At 55.8% G+C, this 16,015-nt stretch carries 16 protein-coding genes and 2 pseudogenes; 6 read left to right on the forward strand and 12 right to left on the reverse strand.

Annotation, left to right across the window (positions count from 1 at the left end; translation table 11 throughout):
- Positions 1–218 precede the first annotated feature (218 nt).
- The 3 genes from LIX15_RS21795 to LIX15_RS21805 all read right to left on the reverse strand — a co-directional run bounded on the left by LIX15_RS21795 (position 219) and on the right by LIX15_RS21805 (position 1,622).
- Positions 219–413, reverse strand: coding sequence for a DUF6199 family natural product biosynthesis protein (locus LIX15_RS21795; RefSeq protein ID WP_227777448.1), 195 nt, complete (start codon positions 411–413; stop codon positions 219–221).
- Between the two features lie 109 nt (positions 414–522).
- Complete coding sequence (locus LIX15_RS21800) at positions 523–897, reverse strand: hypothetical protein (RefSeq protein WP_227777449.1); 375 nt, start codon at positions 895–897, stop codon at positions 523–525.
- A gap of 344 nt (positions 898–1,241) precedes the next feature.
- Positions 1,242–1,622 (reverse strand): DUF1428 domain-containing protein, encoded by a 381-nt coding sequence (locus LIX15_RS21805; RefSeq protein WP_227777450.1) that lies wholly within the window; start codon positions 1,620–1,622, stop codon positions 1,242–1,244.
- A gap of 501 nt (positions 1,623–2,123) precedes the next feature.
- On the opposite strand from LIX15_RS21805, the gene LIX15_RS21810 reads away from it, so the two are divergent.
- Entirely contained in the window at positions 2,124–3,284 is a 1,161-nt protein-coding gene (locus tag LIX15_RS21810) for a site-2 protease family protein (RefSeq protein ID WP_227777451.1), read from the forward strand.
- Between the two features lie 363 nt (positions 3,285–3,647).
- Here the strand turns inward: LIX15_RS21810 and LIX15_RS21820 are convergent, their stop codons facing one another.
- Positions 3,648–5,036: an outer membrane protein assembly factor BamB family protein gene (locus LIX15_RS21820; protein ID WP_227777452.1), complete on the reverse strand. Its 1,389-nt coding sequence runs from the start codon at positions 5,034–5,036 to the stop codon at positions 3,648–3,650.
- A gap of 152 nt (positions 5,037–5,188) precedes the next feature.
- Between LIX15_RS21820 and LIX15_RS21825 the strand changes: the two are divergent.
- A pseudogene (locus LIX15_RS21825) lies at positions 5,189–5,281 on the forward strand (DUF1931 domain-containing protein); the annotation flags it as partial.
- 241 nt (positions 5,282–5,522) lie between these two features.
- Here LIX15_RS21825 and LIX15_RS21830 read toward each other — a convergent pair.
- The 6 genes from LIX15_RS21830 to LIX15_RS21855 form a co-directional block, all read right to left on the reverse strand.
- Positions 5,523–5,759 (reverse strand): class I SAM-dependent methyltransferase, encoded by a 237-nt coding sequence (locus LIX15_RS21830; RefSeq protein WP_227777453.1) that lies wholly within the window; start codon positions 5,757–5,759, stop codon positions 5,523–5,525.
- A 222-nt stretch (positions 5,760–5,981) separates the two neighbouring features.
- Positions 5,982–6,416, reverse strand: coding sequence for a hypothetical protein (locus LIX15_RS21835; protein WP_227777454.1), 435 nt, complete (start codon positions 6,414–6,416; stop codon positions 5,982–5,984).
- A 99-nt stretch (positions 6,417–6,515) separates the two neighbouring features.
- Positions 6,516–7,820 carry a TRAP transporter large permease gene (locus tag LIX15_RS21840; RefSeq protein ID WP_227777455.1) on the reverse strand — a complete coding sequence of 435 codons (1,305 nt, stop codon included), beginning with the start codon at positions 7,818–7,820 and terminating at the stop codon, positions 6,516–6,518.
- Complete coding sequence (locus LIX15_RS21845; protein WP_227777456.1) at positions 7,813–8,379, reverse strand: TRAP transporter small permease; 567 nt, start codon at positions 8,377–8,379, stop codon at positions 7,813–7,815. Before LIX15_RS21845 ends, LIX15_RS21840 begins: the two co-directional genes overlap by 8 nt.
- 44 nt (positions 8,380–8,423) lie before the next feature.
- Positions 8,424–9,473 carry a TRAP transporter substrate-binding protein gene (locus LIX15_RS21850; protein WP_227777457.1) on the reverse strand — a complete coding sequence of 350 codons (1,050 nt, stop codon included), beginning with the start codon at positions 9,471–9,473 and terminating at the stop codon, positions 8,424–8,426.
- Positions 9,474–9,565: 92 nt separating this feature from the next.
- On the reverse strand, positions 9,566–10,354 hold the full coding sequence (locus tag LIX15_RS21855) for an SDR family NAD(P)-dependent oxidoreductase (RefSeq protein ID WP_227777458.1): 789 nt from the start codon (positions 10,352–10,354) through the stop codon (positions 9,566–9,568).
- A gap of 233 nt (positions 10,355–10,587) precedes the next feature.
- Here LIX15_RS21855 and LIX15_RS21860 point away from each other — a divergent pair, with 233 nt between their 5' ends.
- The gene (locus LIX15_RS21860) at positions 10,588–11,487 is read left to right on the forward strand and encodes a mannonate dehydratase (RefSeq protein WP_497007441.1); all 900 of its coding nucleotides are present in this window, start codon (positions 10,588–10,590) and stop codon (positions 11,485–11,487) included.
- 279 nt (positions 11,488–11,766) lie between these two features.
- On the forward strand, positions 11,767–12,528 hold the full coding sequence (locus tag LIX15_RS21865) for an IclR family transcriptional regulator (protein WP_227777460.1): 762 nt from the start codon (positions 11,767–11,769) through the stop codon (positions 12,526–12,528).
- 12 nt (positions 12,529–12,540) lie between these two features.
- On the opposite strand, the gene LIX15_RS21870 is transcribed toward LIX15_RS21865, so the two are convergent.
- On the reverse strand, positions 12,541–13,401 hold the full coding sequence (locus LIX15_RS21870) for an SDR family NAD(P)-dependent oxidoreductase (RefSeq protein WP_227777461.1): 861 nt from the start codon (positions 13,399–13,401) through the stop codon (positions 12,541–12,543).
- 1,251 nt (positions 13,402–14,652) lie between these two features.
- Here LIX15_RS21870 and LIX15_RS21880 point away from each other — a divergent pair.
- Positions 14,653–14,871, forward strand: coding sequence for a DUF7972 family membrane protein (locus LIX15_RS21880; protein WP_486327131.1), 219 nt, complete (start codon positions 14,653–14,655; stop codon positions 14,869–14,871).
- Positions 14,872–15,012: 141 nt separating this feature from the next.
- The gene (locus LIX15_RS21885) at positions 15,013–15,564 is read left to right on the forward strand and encodes a YqaA family protein (protein ID WP_227777463.1); all 552 of its coding nucleotides are present in this window, start codon (positions 15,013–15,015) and stop codon (positions 15,562–15,564) included.
- Between the two features lie 14 nt (positions 15,565–15,578).
- On the opposite strand, the pseudogene LIX15_RS21890 reads toward LIX15_RS21885, so the two are convergent.
- Positions 15,579–15,869 (reverse strand): annotated as a pseudogene (locus LIX15_RS21890) (transposase domain-containing protein); the annotation flags it as partial.
- Between the last annotated feature and the right edge of the window lie 146 nt (positions 15,870–16,015).

Below are 16,015 nucleotides of genomic sequence, written 5' to 3' on the forward strand. Positions count from 1 at the left end.
CACGATTAAACAGTCAACTTCTTAGGGATTCCGCCTTTTTCAAGATGCGTGATTGATTCTATAACCGAAGTAGAACGTTCGACGGCAGCGAGGTCGATTTCTCAAATTTGGCCGATGTAAGCGATTGACTGCTGCTGGGCAGTATAAGCGGCAGTGGAATTAGGAAACCAACGAATCGAGATTCAAGACAAACAGATCTCGAAGTGAACTTCACAATTTCATCGTATCGTCACAAACGCCATGATAAACCCGAGGAACACCAGAAGAGGCCCGCCGACATAGCGAACCATATTGATCGCTCCCTGTGTCGGTGTGGGATCCTTCGCACCTTGCAGTCGCTGGCGGGCAATCCGTTCCGGATACAGTATGAAAATAACGCCAATCGCGAAAAACACAAGACCCAGTGGATTCATATTTCTCTATATTTGCCTCCTGCAATAATACTGCTTCTAAAATCAACATTCATCGACTCAGTTGTGTATCCTGTTGCCACTGGATACCGAACGACTGTTGGACACTCCCTTAGTTCAGATTCACTTCGACCCCATCAGAAAACACCCGTATTATCGGTGTGTGTCGTTTTTTCCAATCTGCTGGGTTGAAAGTGGAAGCACTCGAAATACCGTCTACAGTTGCTTCGATCGTATATGTTTCTGCTTTTGTATTCGGCCATTTCTGCGAGAGTGATTTGTTTGCGGCGAGTGTGAACGTCTTCGAAAGCAATTGTTTGTGATCGCCTTCTATGGCTACTTCGACCTCAACCGAGGTGTGACGATCATTTTGGATTTTATATTTCTTTGGGATTCGTCCAAAAATCATTCCTTGTAGGCTTGCGCACCCAGCAAGCGTTCCGAGTCCGAGTCCACCTCCATATTTGAGTGCGTTTCTGCGGTTCATGGTAGTATATTTTATACTATTATAGAAGGAAATATTTTAGGATATGCGATACTCGTCCCCTGAAAGGCTATCTGTCTTGTAGTGAGTCCACGTCTGCTTAGTGCAACATAGGATAGTGAGACAAATGGGTTCCAACCAATCCACTCTTCATACACAGTGGACCAAGTTTACTGTCGCCTAATGTAAGCGGAAGTAGAACAATCCCGGGACCCCCGAATCAATCTGTGCGTACTTCGTGGTGCGTATCTCGCAACGCCAGTAGTTGCGAATATTTCGAAAACAGCAACCACATCGGTATTAGTATCAAGGTGTGGGCTGGTCTAATCCTCGAGTAGTCGCTTTCATCACTCCTCGTAGCTGACGATGGAGCGGAAGCCGCCGTACGCCATGCGCTCCTCGTCGAAGGGCATCTCCTCGTCGAAATGTTCTGGGTCCATCGCGGGATCATCCATCACCTTTGCGTTCACTTCGTCGCGGTGCTCCCGTGACTCGAACACAATGAACGAGAACACGACCGATTCATCGTCCCCGGTTTCAGTGAGCTGTGGGAACGTCCGCATCGACATGCCGTCCATATCTGGCTCCATGTCGTCTCCGACTCCTTCGACGTATTCGAGGGCACCATGTTTGATCCAAAGCTGTCCGGCCTCGTCAGCCATTTCGCGGTACGTATCGAGGTTATCAGTCGGAACCGGGAAGACGAATCCATCGACGTATCGTTCCATAACCTACGTACAAAGGACGCCAAAGAGCTTGAACGTTTGCTCGACTTACCGAGATATCTCGGTTGTAGATATCGCTCTGCTGGGTACACTCGCTCTAGTCAGGAGGAAGCCAGGCATTTACTCTCGTAAGTGGAAAGAGAGTCAGCCTCGGTAGCCCCGAATCGATCTGTATGCAGTTCGTATTGCGAGTGAGACACCAACCTATTTTGGAACGTCAGTCCCACTTATCGTCTGTTTCACTTAGACACCTAAATCGGCTGTCTAAGTAGGTATATACAATTTTCGATAAGAGACCAGAGATAAATCACCTCAATATCTTTTGCTTATTTTTGATTTAACGTTATCTGATTCAGAGAATGTTCGTTCCAAGCGTTAGAGACGATAGTGGCCGAGTATGGTGTTTTCACTGTCGAATAAAACTGCTGGAGGCGATACCGATCGAACCACCAACGTTCGATATTCGGGGGATTACCTGATAGGGCTTGAGCCCGTAGTAGATACATGGCGAGTCTCCGTCTCGGTTCGCTGTTCGGCATTCCGATTAGACTGGGCGTTTCGTTCTTGTTGGTCCTCCCACTGCTGGCTTACCTCATCGGTTCGCAGGTCGGTCTCACAGTGGATCTACTCAATGGGATCTTCGGGACGACGCTCGATCCTGCACCGCTCACCGCGGGGTTGTTCCCCTGGCTCTTGGGGGTGGGCGCTGCACTCGGCCTCTTCGCCAGCGTTCTCTTGCACGAACTAGGCCATTCACTTGTAGCACGCCGGTATGGCCTTGAGACTGAATCAATCACGCTGTGGTTCTTGGGCGGTCTTGCACAGTTTGCGGAGTTGCCTGACGACTGGCGACAGGAGTTCGCGATCGCCATCGCCGGCCCGGTCGTTAGCGTTGCACTCGGGGTCCTGTTCTACGGGTCGTTCGAACTGCTCGCTGGCAGGCTCCCCGCAGTTCGGTTCGTGATCGGCTACTTAGCGGTGCTCAATGTGGTGCTGGCGGCGTTCAATATGCTTCCGGGATTCCCGATGGATGGTGGGCGAGTCCTCCGCGCAGTGCTCTCGCGCAACCGGTCGCGCCTGCGGGCAACCCGCATCGCCGCTGCCGTCGGGAAGGGGTTCGCGTTCCTGCTCGGAATCGCTGGGGTCTTTACGCTTAACCTGTTCTGGATTCTCATCGCCTTCTTCATCTACGTCGCCGCAACGAGCGAGACCAGCCTGGAGGTTATGCAGGCGGCCTTCGAGGGACTGACCGTTCGGGAGATAATGACGCCGGCGGCCGAACTCGATACAGTGGCACCTGAGACGTCGGTCGATATCTTGCTTGACCGGATGATCCGCGAACGTCATACGGGGTATCCGGTCGTTGACAGTGATGACCTCGTCGGCATCGTCACGCTCGAAGACGTCCAAGAACGGGCATCCGAACACCGAGATGATGCGACAGTCAATGATATCATGTCGACGGATCTGGTGACGGTCCGACCCAACGGCGAGGCGGCGAATGCGCTCACGACCCTCCAGCAGGAGGATATCGGTCGGCTTCTCGTAACCGAAGGCGACGGCTCGCTCGCCGGTCTGATCTCGCGGACAGACCTGCTGACGGTCCTCGAAATCACCCAGACCAGTCAATCGACGGCCGCCACGCTACGGACGATCGAACGCTGAGTATGATTCCTCGGGCAGGTGTTTTAACCCGAGAGCGGAGGATCGACCTGGTTATTCAGGACTAACACGCAATAAGGACGGAACGGAACAAGGACGGAATGTTCAACGTCTGGCTCAGTCGGGAGGAATACCGCGCGATCCCCCGTGCCGCCGACTCGTTCGAACCCGAGATCGCCATCCGGTTGATGGGCGACTGTGGCCTGCGATTGACGGAAGTCCTCGGCGTCACGCCCTCGGATATATCGCGCATAGATGACGGCCGTCACTATGAGCTAGAGGTAACGAACGGCAAGGACACGACCGGGAGCTACGACGGTAGCAAGCAACGCGAGACGTGGCTGCCGGTCAAGGTCGAGGCGACGATCAATCGGACCCATGGTTGTCTGCGTCTCTCTGATCCGGCCTCTCTTCCGATGCCTTGTCGTTCTCGCCGTAATCATCACTGCACCCGATAACATAGAGAGCGCTATACTCGGTGTACTGATAATCCAGCGTTGATCCCTTGGGATAGGTGGCAGTGTACACTCGTCCATCCGCGACGATAGGCGCGTTCGCGGCAGGGCCGTACTCATCTAAGTCCCACTGCCCGAAGGTATAGCGCCACTTGCGCTCGCCGGCTTCCGCACTGAGCGCAACGACGACCGCATTACCAAGCTCTGACGCAGGGTCTGTCCGTCCGCCAGCATAGAGAACTCTATCGGCTACCGTGAGATCGCTCGTCAGCTCTGTCTCCGCCTCGTAGATCCATGCCTCCTCGCCAGTCTCTGCGTTGAGCGCTCGAATTGCATCAGCTCCATTGCTCGTTGTCCGGAAGAACACATGCCCATCACCGACGGTGAGTCGACCAGCCCAGAATCCGGAAGTACTGGTCGGGGAAGACCATTGTACCGACCCATCGCCCGGTGATCGCGCCTGAACGACGTTCTGATTAGAATCCCCTTCTTGGACAACACAATATACTAGCCTATTACTGACAGCCTGGATGAGGTGTTGTCTCGTCATACCGTCATTAGCTATCCTCCACAGTACTGTGCCATCGGCAGCGTTCAGCGCGGTTCCATCAGTGGTAAAGACGGTGCCATCTTTATAGCACACTTCACCCTGAACATCATCGGTCTGCCAGACGGTGGCGCCAGTGGTCGCATTGAGCGCCTGAACACTCGAGCCTGGATCCTCGGGTCTTTGCTCTTTTACTGTGTATACGCGGTCATTGACGACGATCGGGTTGGCCCACGCGACGTGATCATTTCGTTTCCACTTCGTCTCGCCAGTCTGTGTGTCGAGCGCGATAAGACCATCCTCATCTGAATCGGACTCCGGATTTACGTTCGTGGCAACGTAGAGCGTTCCAGCAGCCACTGTTGGCGTGTTCACTGCTGGAAGACCGTCTCGCATCCACTGGCGCTCACCCGTTTCCGGGTCGTACGCGGCAACATATCCTCCGCTCTGGCTGGGGCTGTTGTTTGTTGTCACGGCGAGATACAGTGTGCCGGCAGCAACAACTGGTTCAGCAGTTACCATTCCTCCATCCGGATCCATCTTCCACGCGGTCGCAACAGATGGTGATGGCCCGCTGTCTGCTGTAGATCCAGTTCGGCCAATGGTACCACGATATGTTGGCCACCCCGCGGAGGACTCTCCGTTGTTAGAGACGTCTGGTTCTTTAGAAAGTGCAAGACCACTTCCTGTGCAGAGCGCAAGCGCTGTGAGAGCAACTGTTTGGGAGAACGACCGTCGAGTGTTTGTGAGCATGGAGCAAGTACCAAAGTATTCGGTTAAATAATAAAACTTCTGCATTGAAGATATACTAGATACAGATGCTATTTACTCATCAAGAAAGTGTTGCGCTAGTCGAAATTCGGATTCGATTGATCTTCGTGGTATTATACTGTCTGGGTCACTGTATGGCCAATTTAATCGTTAAATCAGTAGTAAAAGAACATCTCGGAGACAAGAATGTTGCGAGCGACTTCTACGATGCACTTGACGACGAAGTCTGCACCAAAGATTGCGCATAGATTGAGTTGAGGGTCCCGGGGTGGTTCTACTTCCGCTTATTATGGAGTAGAAAATCGGCTTCATCCTGGATAGAGAACGCCTCGCTCATTGTCAGTTCGAGGGAAGTTCACTGCTTCGCCGCCCGTATACAGAGGAAAACCGGGTTTTGCTACTCCTTCTCGTACCGTTCTAGTCGCTGTTCCGCAAACATCTCCGTGAACTGGAGCCCTATGATTCTGTTTAGCTGGAACCCGTTATCAAACAACAGGTTGAGAGCACGAGAAAGCCGCCTAGTCTGAGAATGCGGGCGAACTTGGTGAATACCCTCTCCCAGTCCTCGACGTGATTAAGTGCGAGAGCGCTGACGACAAGATGGCGAGGATCCGCGAACGGCGCGGGAGCCTCGGCGTCCGGCTCCAGAACCGGTTCCGCGCTGATGCGTCGCCTGCCGGTGTGAGCGAGCGCTTCACGACTCATCACATCATATATCTTTATATCATAATATCTTTATATATTCATATTTGATAAGTATAGAAATCCAAAATTCGGTGTAGAACGGGGAGAAACGACCTCAAACATCGAAATATTCGAGATAATCGAAATTCGCCCGAACCGTCCGAAGTCGAGCAATAGTTGTTGAACCCGTTCAATCATCTGGTTATTCCATACGAAATGTTGTCCCGTTACACCGAATAGAAATCAGTAATCTATCTTTTCCAACTTATTAACATGAATTTGATATTTTTGACGAGAACGACTCGACTCGATTTCAGGCTTGGGTGCCGGGTCGAACCGGTTCGTCGCCTCGCGGTCGAGGAAGTCGACGACATAACTCGCCGCTTTGCCGAACGCTGACTCATAGTCGCCCTCCCACATCCACGCAGCCTCAATACCGGTTAGCAGCTCCTTTCGAAACTGACTCGACACCGAGTGGATACCGCTCAGCAGATCCTCCTCCTGGGCCAGTTCGTGGAGCCGCTGTCCCTCCAGCAGCGGACGAGTACGTCGTCGAGGAACCGCTTCGTTGCCGCGCCGCCGCGGTAGATGGTGTAGGTAAATCCGAAGCCGCGGCGGCCGTCCTCCGACTCTAGGTTCGCACCCCGGTGGGATCGCTCTCCCGTGGGTATCCGTCAAACGTTGCCATGATTGAATCTCGCCATCAACTGGAAAACCGTTTCCGTCAGCGCAGCCATCGCCGGGTAAAGGGACGAATGACCGAGCATAGTCGCCGCGTCAGCCACCCATCAGCTCAGTCGCCGGGTACATGACAATCTCTGGGAATAATATCGTAAAGAGCAGGGCGAGCAAGATTGGGACATAGTACGGGACGATCGCACGCATCACCTCTTCGAGGCTCGCATCGGTTACTTTCTCTAATACGAAGAGGATGACGCCGAACGGCGGTGTAAGAAGACCGAGCATCAGCGTCAGGATCATCACGATCCCGAAGTGGATCGGATCGATGTTCGCGATGTCGAGTATTGGGAGGAAGATCGGAACGAGAATCGTTATTGCGGCGATCGTCTCCATGAACGTTCCGACGATCAGCAGGACGCCGACCAAGAGCAGCATGACGACCGTGGGATCGGAAGAGAAGCCGGTGATCTGGTCGGCCATGAGGATGGGAAGCCGGAGTTGGAGTGCGACTAGCCCGTACATCGACGCGATGCCGACGATGAACGTCAGCGAAAACGTCTCGACCATGCTGTACTGGAGCTCCTCCAGCAGTTCGCCGAGCGTGAGTTCGTTGTAGATGAACGCGCCAAGGAGCACCGTGTAGACTACGGCGATCGCACCCGCCTCCGTCGCCGTAAAGAGGCCGGTCACGATCCCGCCCACGATCAGTACCGGGGCTAGCAGGGGGAAGACCGCGCTCTTGAGACACGACCAGAACCGCGCGAGGCTGAACGAGTCCTCGGTCTCGTACCCTCGCAGGTAGACGAAGACGAACACGAGCACCATGAGGAACAGCCCGATGAGGATCCCCGGTACCACGCCGCCCATGAAGAGCTGTCCAATGGACTCGCCGGCGAGCACCGCGTAGATGATGATCGGCACGCTCGGCGGGATAATCGGTCCGATGATCGCGGAGGAGCCGGTCACGCCAAGCGAGATGTCCTTCTCATACCCCTGATCGCGCATGGCCGCATACTCGACGCGGCCGAGGCCGGCCGCGTCGGCCACCGCCAGCCCGGACATCCCAGAGAAAATCATGCTAGCGATGATGTTGACGTGGGCGATCCCGCCGCGGAACTGGCCAACCATGGAGTTGGCCAAGTCGAAGATGCGTTGGGTCATCCCTATGCGGTTCATCAGCCGGCCCAAGAGCAGGTAGAATGGGATCGCCAACATCGTGAAACTGTTGAGCCCGTAGAGCAACTGCTGGGCGATGAGGCCGTAGTTAATGCCGTTGCCGTAGGGCGAGAGCATGACGATGACGACGGTGGATCCCATCGCGATCGCCACGGGGACGCCCAGCGCGTACAGTACGAGAAGCACCCCCAGCAGTAGCCCGCTGAGAACGAGCAGTTCACTCATCGATCGTCCCCTCCCTGAGTTCCGTTTCCGTCCCGTCTGTGCCGAGATCGGCGGCGATTCTTTTCATTGTGATTCCGAGGTCCGCGACGGCGTACAGTACAGTCAGCGCGATTCCGATGCTAATGCCGAGGTAGATGTAGCCGGATGTGACGAATCCGATACCCCCGATGGACGTCGACCAGGCGTCGACGGCCGTCACGGCTGTCGCTCGGAGGGCGACACCGAGAAATCCGATGATGACGAGGTCGCTGAAGATGCTGAGCGTCCTCCCGACGGTGGTGTTCCAGTCCTCGATCCGCTCCAGCATGAACCGTATCGAGATGTGTTCCCCGTTTCGGATGGCGACGGCCGCTCCGAAGTAAGTCGCGATGATGAACAGGAACTTTGCCGCCGGCTGCGTCCAATGGAGGAACCCCAGCGTCGGGATGTTGAACCATCGGACGAAGACCTGCACCGTGGTGAGAACGATAGTGAGAGTAAAAAAGACAGTAGCTGTGTACAATACAGCCCTATCGAAGAGGGTGTCTTTTCTCAGATCGAGTGATTGGTCAACTTCCATGATTGGTTGGTTTGGTCATCTCGGTGACGTTACGTTGCATGGCGCTACAGGTTCTGGATCGTCTTCCAGTCGAACTCCCAGGTGTTCTTGAACAGCCGGTTGACCGCGGGTTCGGCGGCCGACCGGAACGCCTCGTGATCGACATCCTTCACGACGGTCATCCCGTTCGATTTTAGTTCGTCGATGAGTTCCTCCTCGCGGTCCATCGCGGTCTTTGATGCCTCCTCCGTCGCCTTTCCCCCGAGTTCGAGGATCATGTCCCGGTAGGTCTGGTCGAGACCCTTGAAAAATTGTTCATTCATGTACATGTTTCCATTGGCCACTAGGTGCTGGGTGAGGCTGAGGTGGCTCTGCACCTCATTGAGGTTGAACGAGGAGATTTGCGAGGCACCGCCCTCAGAGGCGTCGGCTGTCCCCGTTTCGAGGGCACTGTACAATTCATCGAGGGCGATGGGAGTCGGCGACGCGCCGACTCCCTTCCAGATCGTCACCCACGGATCGAGTTCGGGTAGACGGAGATTCAGCCCCTTCACGTCTTTGGGGCCCTTTATCGGCTTGTTGGACGTAAAATTCCGGTTCCCGCGATAGATCTGCTGGCCGATGGGACGCTGATTCCCCTTCTTTTTCAAAGCGTCGTGAGCATCCTGCATCTTGTCGCTGTCCAGCACCGAGAGGAGCTGGTCGTAGTCCGAGATGACGAACGGACAGCCGAAGAACCAGTACGCGGGCGCGTACTGGAAGTATGGGAAACTCCCGGCAGCGTGGGCTTCAACGCCACCCTGATTGACGAGCTCGCCGATCTCGTCCTCGGAACCGTACGAACCGCCGGCACTGATCTCGACCGAGACGTCACCGTCTGACTCGGATTCGATCTTCTTCTTGAAGTTCTTCGCAGCCTTGACCAGGACGTGTTCGGGTTCGAACGTACTGGCGATGGTGAAATTCACGTTGGCGTCACCGCCGCCGCTGCCGCCAGAGTTATTTCCCGCGGATCCGCCGCTGTCGCCCGAGCAGCCTGCCATCGCGGCGATAGCGCCTGTGCTGAGTCCCTTGACTAACGATCGTCTACTGACACCGGAAACTCCATTTGACATGGTTCATCACACAGGTTCCGCCTTAATAATAAAAACCTTTTCCCTGTGGAAAATATCGCCACTGTTCTCCTGGGATGGCGCGTTCGACTCCACTACGCGCGGTTCTCGCGGTACCGCCACGCGTCCGAGACCCATCCACCGTCGGCCCGGAGCACCTCGCCGGTGACATAGTTGTCGTCCCGCGCCAAGAAACTCACGCAGTTGGCCATCTCCTCGACAGTGCCGTACCGCGCCATCGGCGTTCGCCTATGGATGTCGATGTCGGTGTACCCCGCCGAGTCCTGCGTCTGGTCCGTGATGTCCGTCTGGATGAACCCCGGCGCAAGCGCATTCACGCTAACGCCATCCTCCGCCCACTCCACAGCGAGGGTCCGGGTGAGGTTGATGACGCCCGCCTTCGCCGCGCAGTAAGGCGCTCGCATGTGGAAGCCCATCTCGCCCATCATCGACGCGACGTTGACGATCGCCCCGCTGTCGTCCTGGGAGAGCATCTGTCGCCCTGCGGCACGGCTGCCGATGAACACACCCGTCAGATCGACGTCGACCACCCGCCGCCAGTCCTCGATGTCGATCTCCTCCGCCGGGCCAAGCGTCGTCATGCCCGCGTTGTTCACCATCACGTCTAGCGAGCCGAAGTAGTCGACGGTCGCCTCGACCATCGCCGCAACATCATCCTCGTCGCTTACGTCGGCCTGCACCGCGACAGCCTCGCCACCCCGGTCAACGATCTCATCGACGACCGACTCCGCCCGTTTCTCCGAGGAGCGGTAGTTGACCACCACCGACGCCCCTTGTTCTGCGAGCTTGGTTGCAATCCCGCTTCCAATGCCCTTCGATGCGCCCGTGACGATAGCTGCGTCTCCTGCGAACGTGTCGCTCATTCGTGGTTCATCAAGGGCTTGCATGACGGGGTATTTCTATTTTTTCATCGTCCGGAGCGTTACGTTTGCATACCGAGGCCCCACACGCCCCCACCGCTGAACGAGCGAAGGCTTCGGCAGAAATCCGTCCAAAACAAAACTATTTAACCGTGGTTCCAATTCGTCACGCTATGGTCGACTTAGCGGTAGTCCTACCGCCACAGCCGGACGAGAGATGGCAGCTCGCTAAACAGATGGGCGTAGAAAACGCCGTCATACACACCCTGGAGATCGGCGACGGCAAGACCTCCTGGTCGTATCACGACTTGCTACATCTCAAGAACTGGTACGAGGACGCCGGGCTAAACATCAGTGTCATCGAGGGGAGCGTCCCATTGACTGACCGCGTCAGGCTCGGGCAGGAGGGGCGCGACGAGGACATCGAGGAGTTCAAGGAGTTTATCCGGTACTGTGGACAGCTCGACATCCCGGTCGTCTGCTACGACTGGATGGTCGGGATCCGCTGGGCACGCACGGAGGCCCACGTCGAGGCCCGCGGTGGCTCGGTGGTGACCGCGTACTCGAACGACCGGATGCACAGAGGCGAGGCGGAACCGACGGTCGACGTCTCGCGCGAGGAGATCTGGGACGCGCTGGAGTACTTCTTGCGAGAGGTGACGCCAGTCGCGGAGGCTGCTGGGGTGAAGCTCGGCCTCCATCCGGACGACCCGCCCCGGGAGTCGTTGGGCGGGATTCCCCGAATCGTCAACAGCCCCGAGGCGTACCAGCGTGTCCTCGACAGCTACGACAGCGAGCACAACGGCATCACGTTCTGCCAGGGCAACTTCGCCGCGATGGGTGTCGACCTTCCGGAGACGATCCGGCGGTTCGGCGACCGCATCAACTTTGTCCACTTCCGGGACGTCGAAGGCGACGCCGACAACTTCGTCGAGACGTGGCACGACGAGGGCCCCCACGATATGCTCGCGGCGATGGAGGCCTATCAGGACGCCGTCGACGACGACGTAGTGATGCGCCCCGACCACGTCCCCACGATGGTCGGCGAAGATAACACCAACCCCGGCTACCACACGAAGGGACGGCTGTTTGCAGTCGGCTACATGCGGGGCCTGCTGGAAAAGGCCCAACGGTAGACCGACTGACGCATTGTTTACCCATCGCGTCGACGCGCAGGCACGCCGTTTCTTTCCTCCCATTAACTGTGACGACTGTTCGTCGTTCCGCCGGAGTGGCCTCTCTCCTGTCCCCGGCCAGTGTTCACGCTCGTACGCCGCTTTGGTGACTGCCCTACGGCAGCCGCTGGCGGCCCGAAAAGTGACGAATATTAATTATTGACTCTGGGAGCGCGAGTCCATTATTGTTGGACAGCTTTCGAAAGTAATATTGAAGCTTTGGTACGTGATACATACACAATGACGAACGACCCGAACCGGATCAAGGCGGTCGAGAACATGTTCGAGATCGTCGAGAACGTGGGGAAGCTCGACGGCTGCGGGGTCCGGGAGCTGGCGAACCACATGGACCTCCCGAAGAGCACGGCCCACGTATACCTCAAGACACTGGAGGACGCTGGGTACGCGGTCAAGCGGAACGGGGAGTACCAGCTTAGCCTCCGGTTTCTAAACGTAGGGGGGCAGATCCGACACAACAACAGCCTCTACCAGGTAGGCCGCAACGAGATCGACGACCTGGCCCGGACGACGGGTGAAGTCGCCACCATCGGATGCGAGGAGAGGGGTTATCGGGTGATGTTGTACCGGACCGAGCCGACCGGTGCCATCTTCAACAACGCGCCGACCGGCGAATACACCCGGATGCACTGGACGGCGCTCGGCAAGGCGATACTGTCACAGAAGTCCGATAGGGAGATCACCGATATCGCCGACCGCCACGGGCTCCCGCGGGCGACTGAGCACACGATCGTCGACCGTGATACCCTGCTCGGCGAGATTGAGACCATCAGGTCGCAGGGATACGCCGTCGAGAACGAGGAGCGCGTCAAGGGCGTCAAGTCCATCGCCGTCCTGATCGAGAGCGACGGTGAGACTCCCGACGCCGCCATCTCCGTCGCCGGACCAAAACACGAGTACACCCCCGAGCGTATCCAGGAGGAGCTGCTCCCGGCACTCCAGAACACCGCAAACGTGGTCGAGCTCAAGACCAAACATTACTAAGTCCCACCACCCTCACGCGGTCGATCCGCCATCAACGTGTATCACCTCGCCGGTTAAGTAGTCAGACCGGTCCTGCGCGAGAAACGCCGCGAGATCGCTGACGTCCTCCGGCGTCCCGAGGCGGCCGTACGGGACGTTCTCGGCCCGATCCTTGACCCACGATGGATCCTCCGCCCTAACCTCCTCGTTCATCGACGTCTTCGTGGTTCCCGGGGCTATCGCCACTACCGAGACGCCATCGGGTCCGTAGTTGACTGCGAGTTGCCTGACCGCTGCGTCAAGGCCGCCCTTACTGGCGCAGTACGAGGGGAGTTCCGGGACGCCGACCGACCCTGCTTCGGAGGTAACGTGGAGGAGCGTCCCCTCCGTCTCCATCAGCGCCGGCAGGACGTGCTTGCTGACCCGGAGCGCGCCGAGGAGGTTCACGTCGAGCACCATAGTCAGATCCGTCTCGTCTGCTTCGTGAAGTCGTCCTCGCGCGATCGTTCCTGCGCTATTGACAGCCACGTCGATTGCTCCAAAGCAGTTGACCGCGGTTGTGACGGCTCGCTCGACGGTCTCGTCGTCCCGGACGTCGCACTCGATAGGCACGCACTCAGTCGGCAGCGACGCGGCGAGAGCCTCCAGATCGTCTGAGGACCGGGAGACTGCAGCCACGTTAGCCCCCCGGTCGGCATACTCCTCGACGATTGCCTTCCCGATCCCGCGGCTTGCTCCGACGACGAACGCGCTCTTTTCGTATAGGTTTCTCGACATCGTCCCCACGTCCGTCCGCCTTTGGAATAATCCCTCGGGTCGGACGGAATCGAGCCGCGGAGTCAGCCACGTCCAATAGCGCTGGACACGGCTAGCTCTGCGATCAAATCGGTCCAACCATGGCCGCCGAGGAAAGGAATTTGTACGCGCTCGTTCAGGGACACCATACGTCCCATGAGTACTATCGACGTGCTGGTTCTGCGAAGCGGAACCCACAGGATGCCCGCAGCGGACTACGCCGCCGCGCTGCGTGACCGGCTATCCGATCACCACATCGAGTAGCGAACCCCTATCGGGCGGAATGCGGACGCGGCCAGCGGTAACGTCGGCAGGGTACCGTTGAATCTCTTGTTGTCCACTATCGGTGGACATCGGGCTCTGCTACTGTCCTTGCCCCGTTCGCTTTAGTAGTGCGTACCGATGTGCTCTCCCGACAAGACTGTGTTTCGGTGACCCTCAACGGAAGGCCGGACGACCCTCTTCCATACATTACAAAAGTAGTAATGTAATATCTAAGCTGTAAGCCATTGCCGCCACCGATGGAGATTCGGTAGCTATAGAGGATCATATAATTAATTAAAATTGATAATTTTGGATTAATATTTGATATTTTACATACATGCACAATTCGTTTCCGTTAATTTACCAATGAAGAAACTGACTTTCAAATGCAGCCCGGTTGCGGCCGCTGTGAAGGGCAAAACACGGTTGTCTCGATCAGTTCAAGAACGGCGATAGAAGCGTCTATGGGCTAATTTAACCGACCTACGCGGATTGCGTCGCATTCGTCCGACGGACTCGGTGGTTAGACCGGGTTTGGTCGCCTTGCAACGCCGATCACGTCCGCTACTCGTAACCGAGTATACCACCAAGGACATGACGCGAGTAGTTATACCCGAAATTCGGCCTCAAGATCCTCGATTTGGCTGGTTTCCCGCTGGGAGTGGCAAGTTTTCGACGGTCGAACGTATCGGTTACTGATCGGGTTCCGAGATCGGTGATCGACCGACAATTTCGGACCACATTATAGAATTACAAAATATATGAATATATGATGTTTAGGTGCTACATGATGTCTCTATTATACTTCCCCTAATGGCTCTAGTCGTCACTACTCGGATGTGACCGTGGTTCGGGGTGTCGACACGTTGCCAACGGGATCAGTAGCTGTCAGGACTACCAATGGTATTAATCCCCATTTGCCGAACGACGATTACGGACTACCAGACCTGGCTACGGACATGACGTGCATTGAACTATCGACGACGACGACCACGTACTCGTTGATATCGATGCTAATGCGTCAGTTCTCTCGGAGCGCTCGGTGACTGGGGAATTATTCCATTCATATTCATCGCGCTCGCTAGCGTGCTGATGATAATCTACTTCGACGCGAGGGCGCTTCCCGGTGCGACCGTCGGCATCAGCAACGACGTATTGGTGGTGAGTCTGGCGACAACCATCGCAGTCGTTCCATTCGTCATCCTACTCGCGTATATCATCCGCATCGCGACGGTGGCGAAGCGGACACTCTCCATCGGGCCGTTCATCCTGCGAGAGACGAAGCGGAGCGACGACCTCAACTAACTTACCATCCTGTGTTCTATGATAAATATTGTCCAATTTAAACACCAGTGATTCTCTAAACAGAAAGATCCGGCAAGCGAGCGTCAAAGGGTAAACATTTATTATTTGTTCTCCGGCATAGTGTTTTGTGACCCTATTTTGATGAGCAATGAATTAGGTCGACATAGTATATTGAGCAGCTTTATTGATGGACTTGATATTGCTATTGAAACGGCAACGGGATGGCCAGGGATCGGGCTTGTATTCCTCTACTCATTCTTAATTGCTTTTCTATTACCAGGCCCCAGTGAAGTTGTATTGGCTGCACCGCTAGACCTTGGATTTCCGTACTGGACTCGCATAGGAATCATCATGCTCTCCAGTGCTTTTGGCAAGGCTCTTGGGAGCCTATTAGCATTTCATATTGGCCAGGAGGCCAAAAAAGCGGGGCCAATTGTTCGATGGTTGCGTCGTTCTCGGTTTGATATCATAGAATGGTCTGAAAAGCGGACGGTCAAGTTGGCACAAACCTACGGCTATTGGGGATTGGCAGGTGCTTTGTGTATCCCCTTTTTCCCAGATACAGTCTCGATCTATGCCTTCGCCATACTCGAAGAAGATTATTTTAAATTCGCTCTCGCTACGTTTCTCGGCAGTCTTGGCCGACTCTTGGTCACTGTTCTCTTTGTTGGAAGCGCATTTACAATACTTTGATCATGAGATCAAGTATCTATTGCGTCGTACACCCCAGACCACTCGCTATTAACATTTGATAGCGGTTTCGTTCACGGCGATCCGCGTCGACGGCGCCGACAGCAGGTTCGAGACGCTGTCAACCATCCGATGCACCCACTGAAAGATCGCTTGATGTGACCGTTTCACGACGAAGAGAGTGAGAATCGTTTTTATTTTCTGAGTGATCAATCAGTCGGGTGAAGCCGGACAACGAACGCCCTAACGAGCGTCACCGTCCGCTCTCAACATTCAAGGTTTGCCGTCTCCAATGTCTCGCTGAGCAGTTCTCAGTTAAGCGAAGCACTAGATCGACAGACTACTCGCTTCTCAAGCTGGCTTAGCTAGACAGTGCGGCGTATGTATCGTGTTGTCTTCCAAAGCACGACTGATAGCTTACAATGGGATACTTCGCCGTTGTCTTGACGCCAAA

The sequence above is a fragment of the Haladaptatus pallidirubidus genome, from assembly GCF_020700235.1.
GTDB lineage: Archaea > Halobacteriota > Halobacteria > Halobacteriales > Haladaptataceae > Haladaptatus > Haladaptatus pallidirubidus.

Coding starts and splice junctions, on each gene's coding strand:
- LIX15_RS21795 (WP_227777448.1), bottom strand. CDS start 413: ATGAATCCACTGGGTCTTGTGTTTTTCGCGATTGGCGTTATTTTCATA.
- LIX15_RS21800 (WP_227777449.1), bottom strand. CDS start 897: ATGAACCGCAGAAACGCACTCAAATATGGAGGTGGACTCGGACTCGGA.
- LIX15_RS21805 (WP_227777450.1), bottom strand. CDS start 1,622: ATGGAACGATACGTCGATGGATTCGTCTTCCCGGTTCCGACTGATAAC.
- LIX15_RS21810 (WP_227777451.1), top strand. CDS start 2,124: ATGGCGAGTCTCCGTCTCGGTTCGCTGTTCGGCATTCCGATTAGACTG.
- LIX15_RS21820 (WP_227777452.1), bottom strand. CDS start 5,036: ATGCTCACAAACACTCGACGGTCGTTCTCCCAAACAGTTGCTCTCACA.
- LIX15_RS21830 (WP_227777453.1), bottom strand. CDS start 5,759: ATGAGTCGTGAAGCGCTCGCTCACACCGGCAGGCGACGCATCAGCGCG.
- LIX15_RS21840 (WP_227777455.1), bottom strand. CDS start 7,820: ATGAGTGAACTGCTCGTTCTCAGCGGGCTACTGCTGGGGGTGCTTCTC.
- LIX15_RS21845 (WP_227777456.1), bottom strand. CDS start 8,379: ATGGAAGTTGACCAATCACTCGATCTGAGAAAAGACACCCTCTTCGAT.
- LIX15_RS21850 (WP_227777457.1), bottom strand. CDS start 9,473: ATGTCAAATGGAGTTTCCGGTGTCAGTAGACGATCGTTAGTCAAGGGA.
- LIX15_RS21855 (WP_227777458.1), bottom strand. CDS start 10,354: ATGAGCGACACGTTCGCAGGAGACGCAGCTATCGTCACGGGCGCATCG.
- LIX15_RS21860 (WP_497007441.1), top strand. CDS start 10,588: ATGGGCGTAGAAAACGCCGTCATACACACCCTGGAGATCGGCGACGGC.
- LIX15_RS21865 (WP_227777460.1), top strand. CDS start 11,767: ATGACGAACGACCCGAACCGGATCAAGGCGGTCGAGAACATGTTCGAG.
- LIX15_RS21885 (WP_227777463.1), top strand. CDS start 15,013: ATGAGCAATGAATTAGGTCGACATAGTATATTGAGCAGCTTTATTGAT.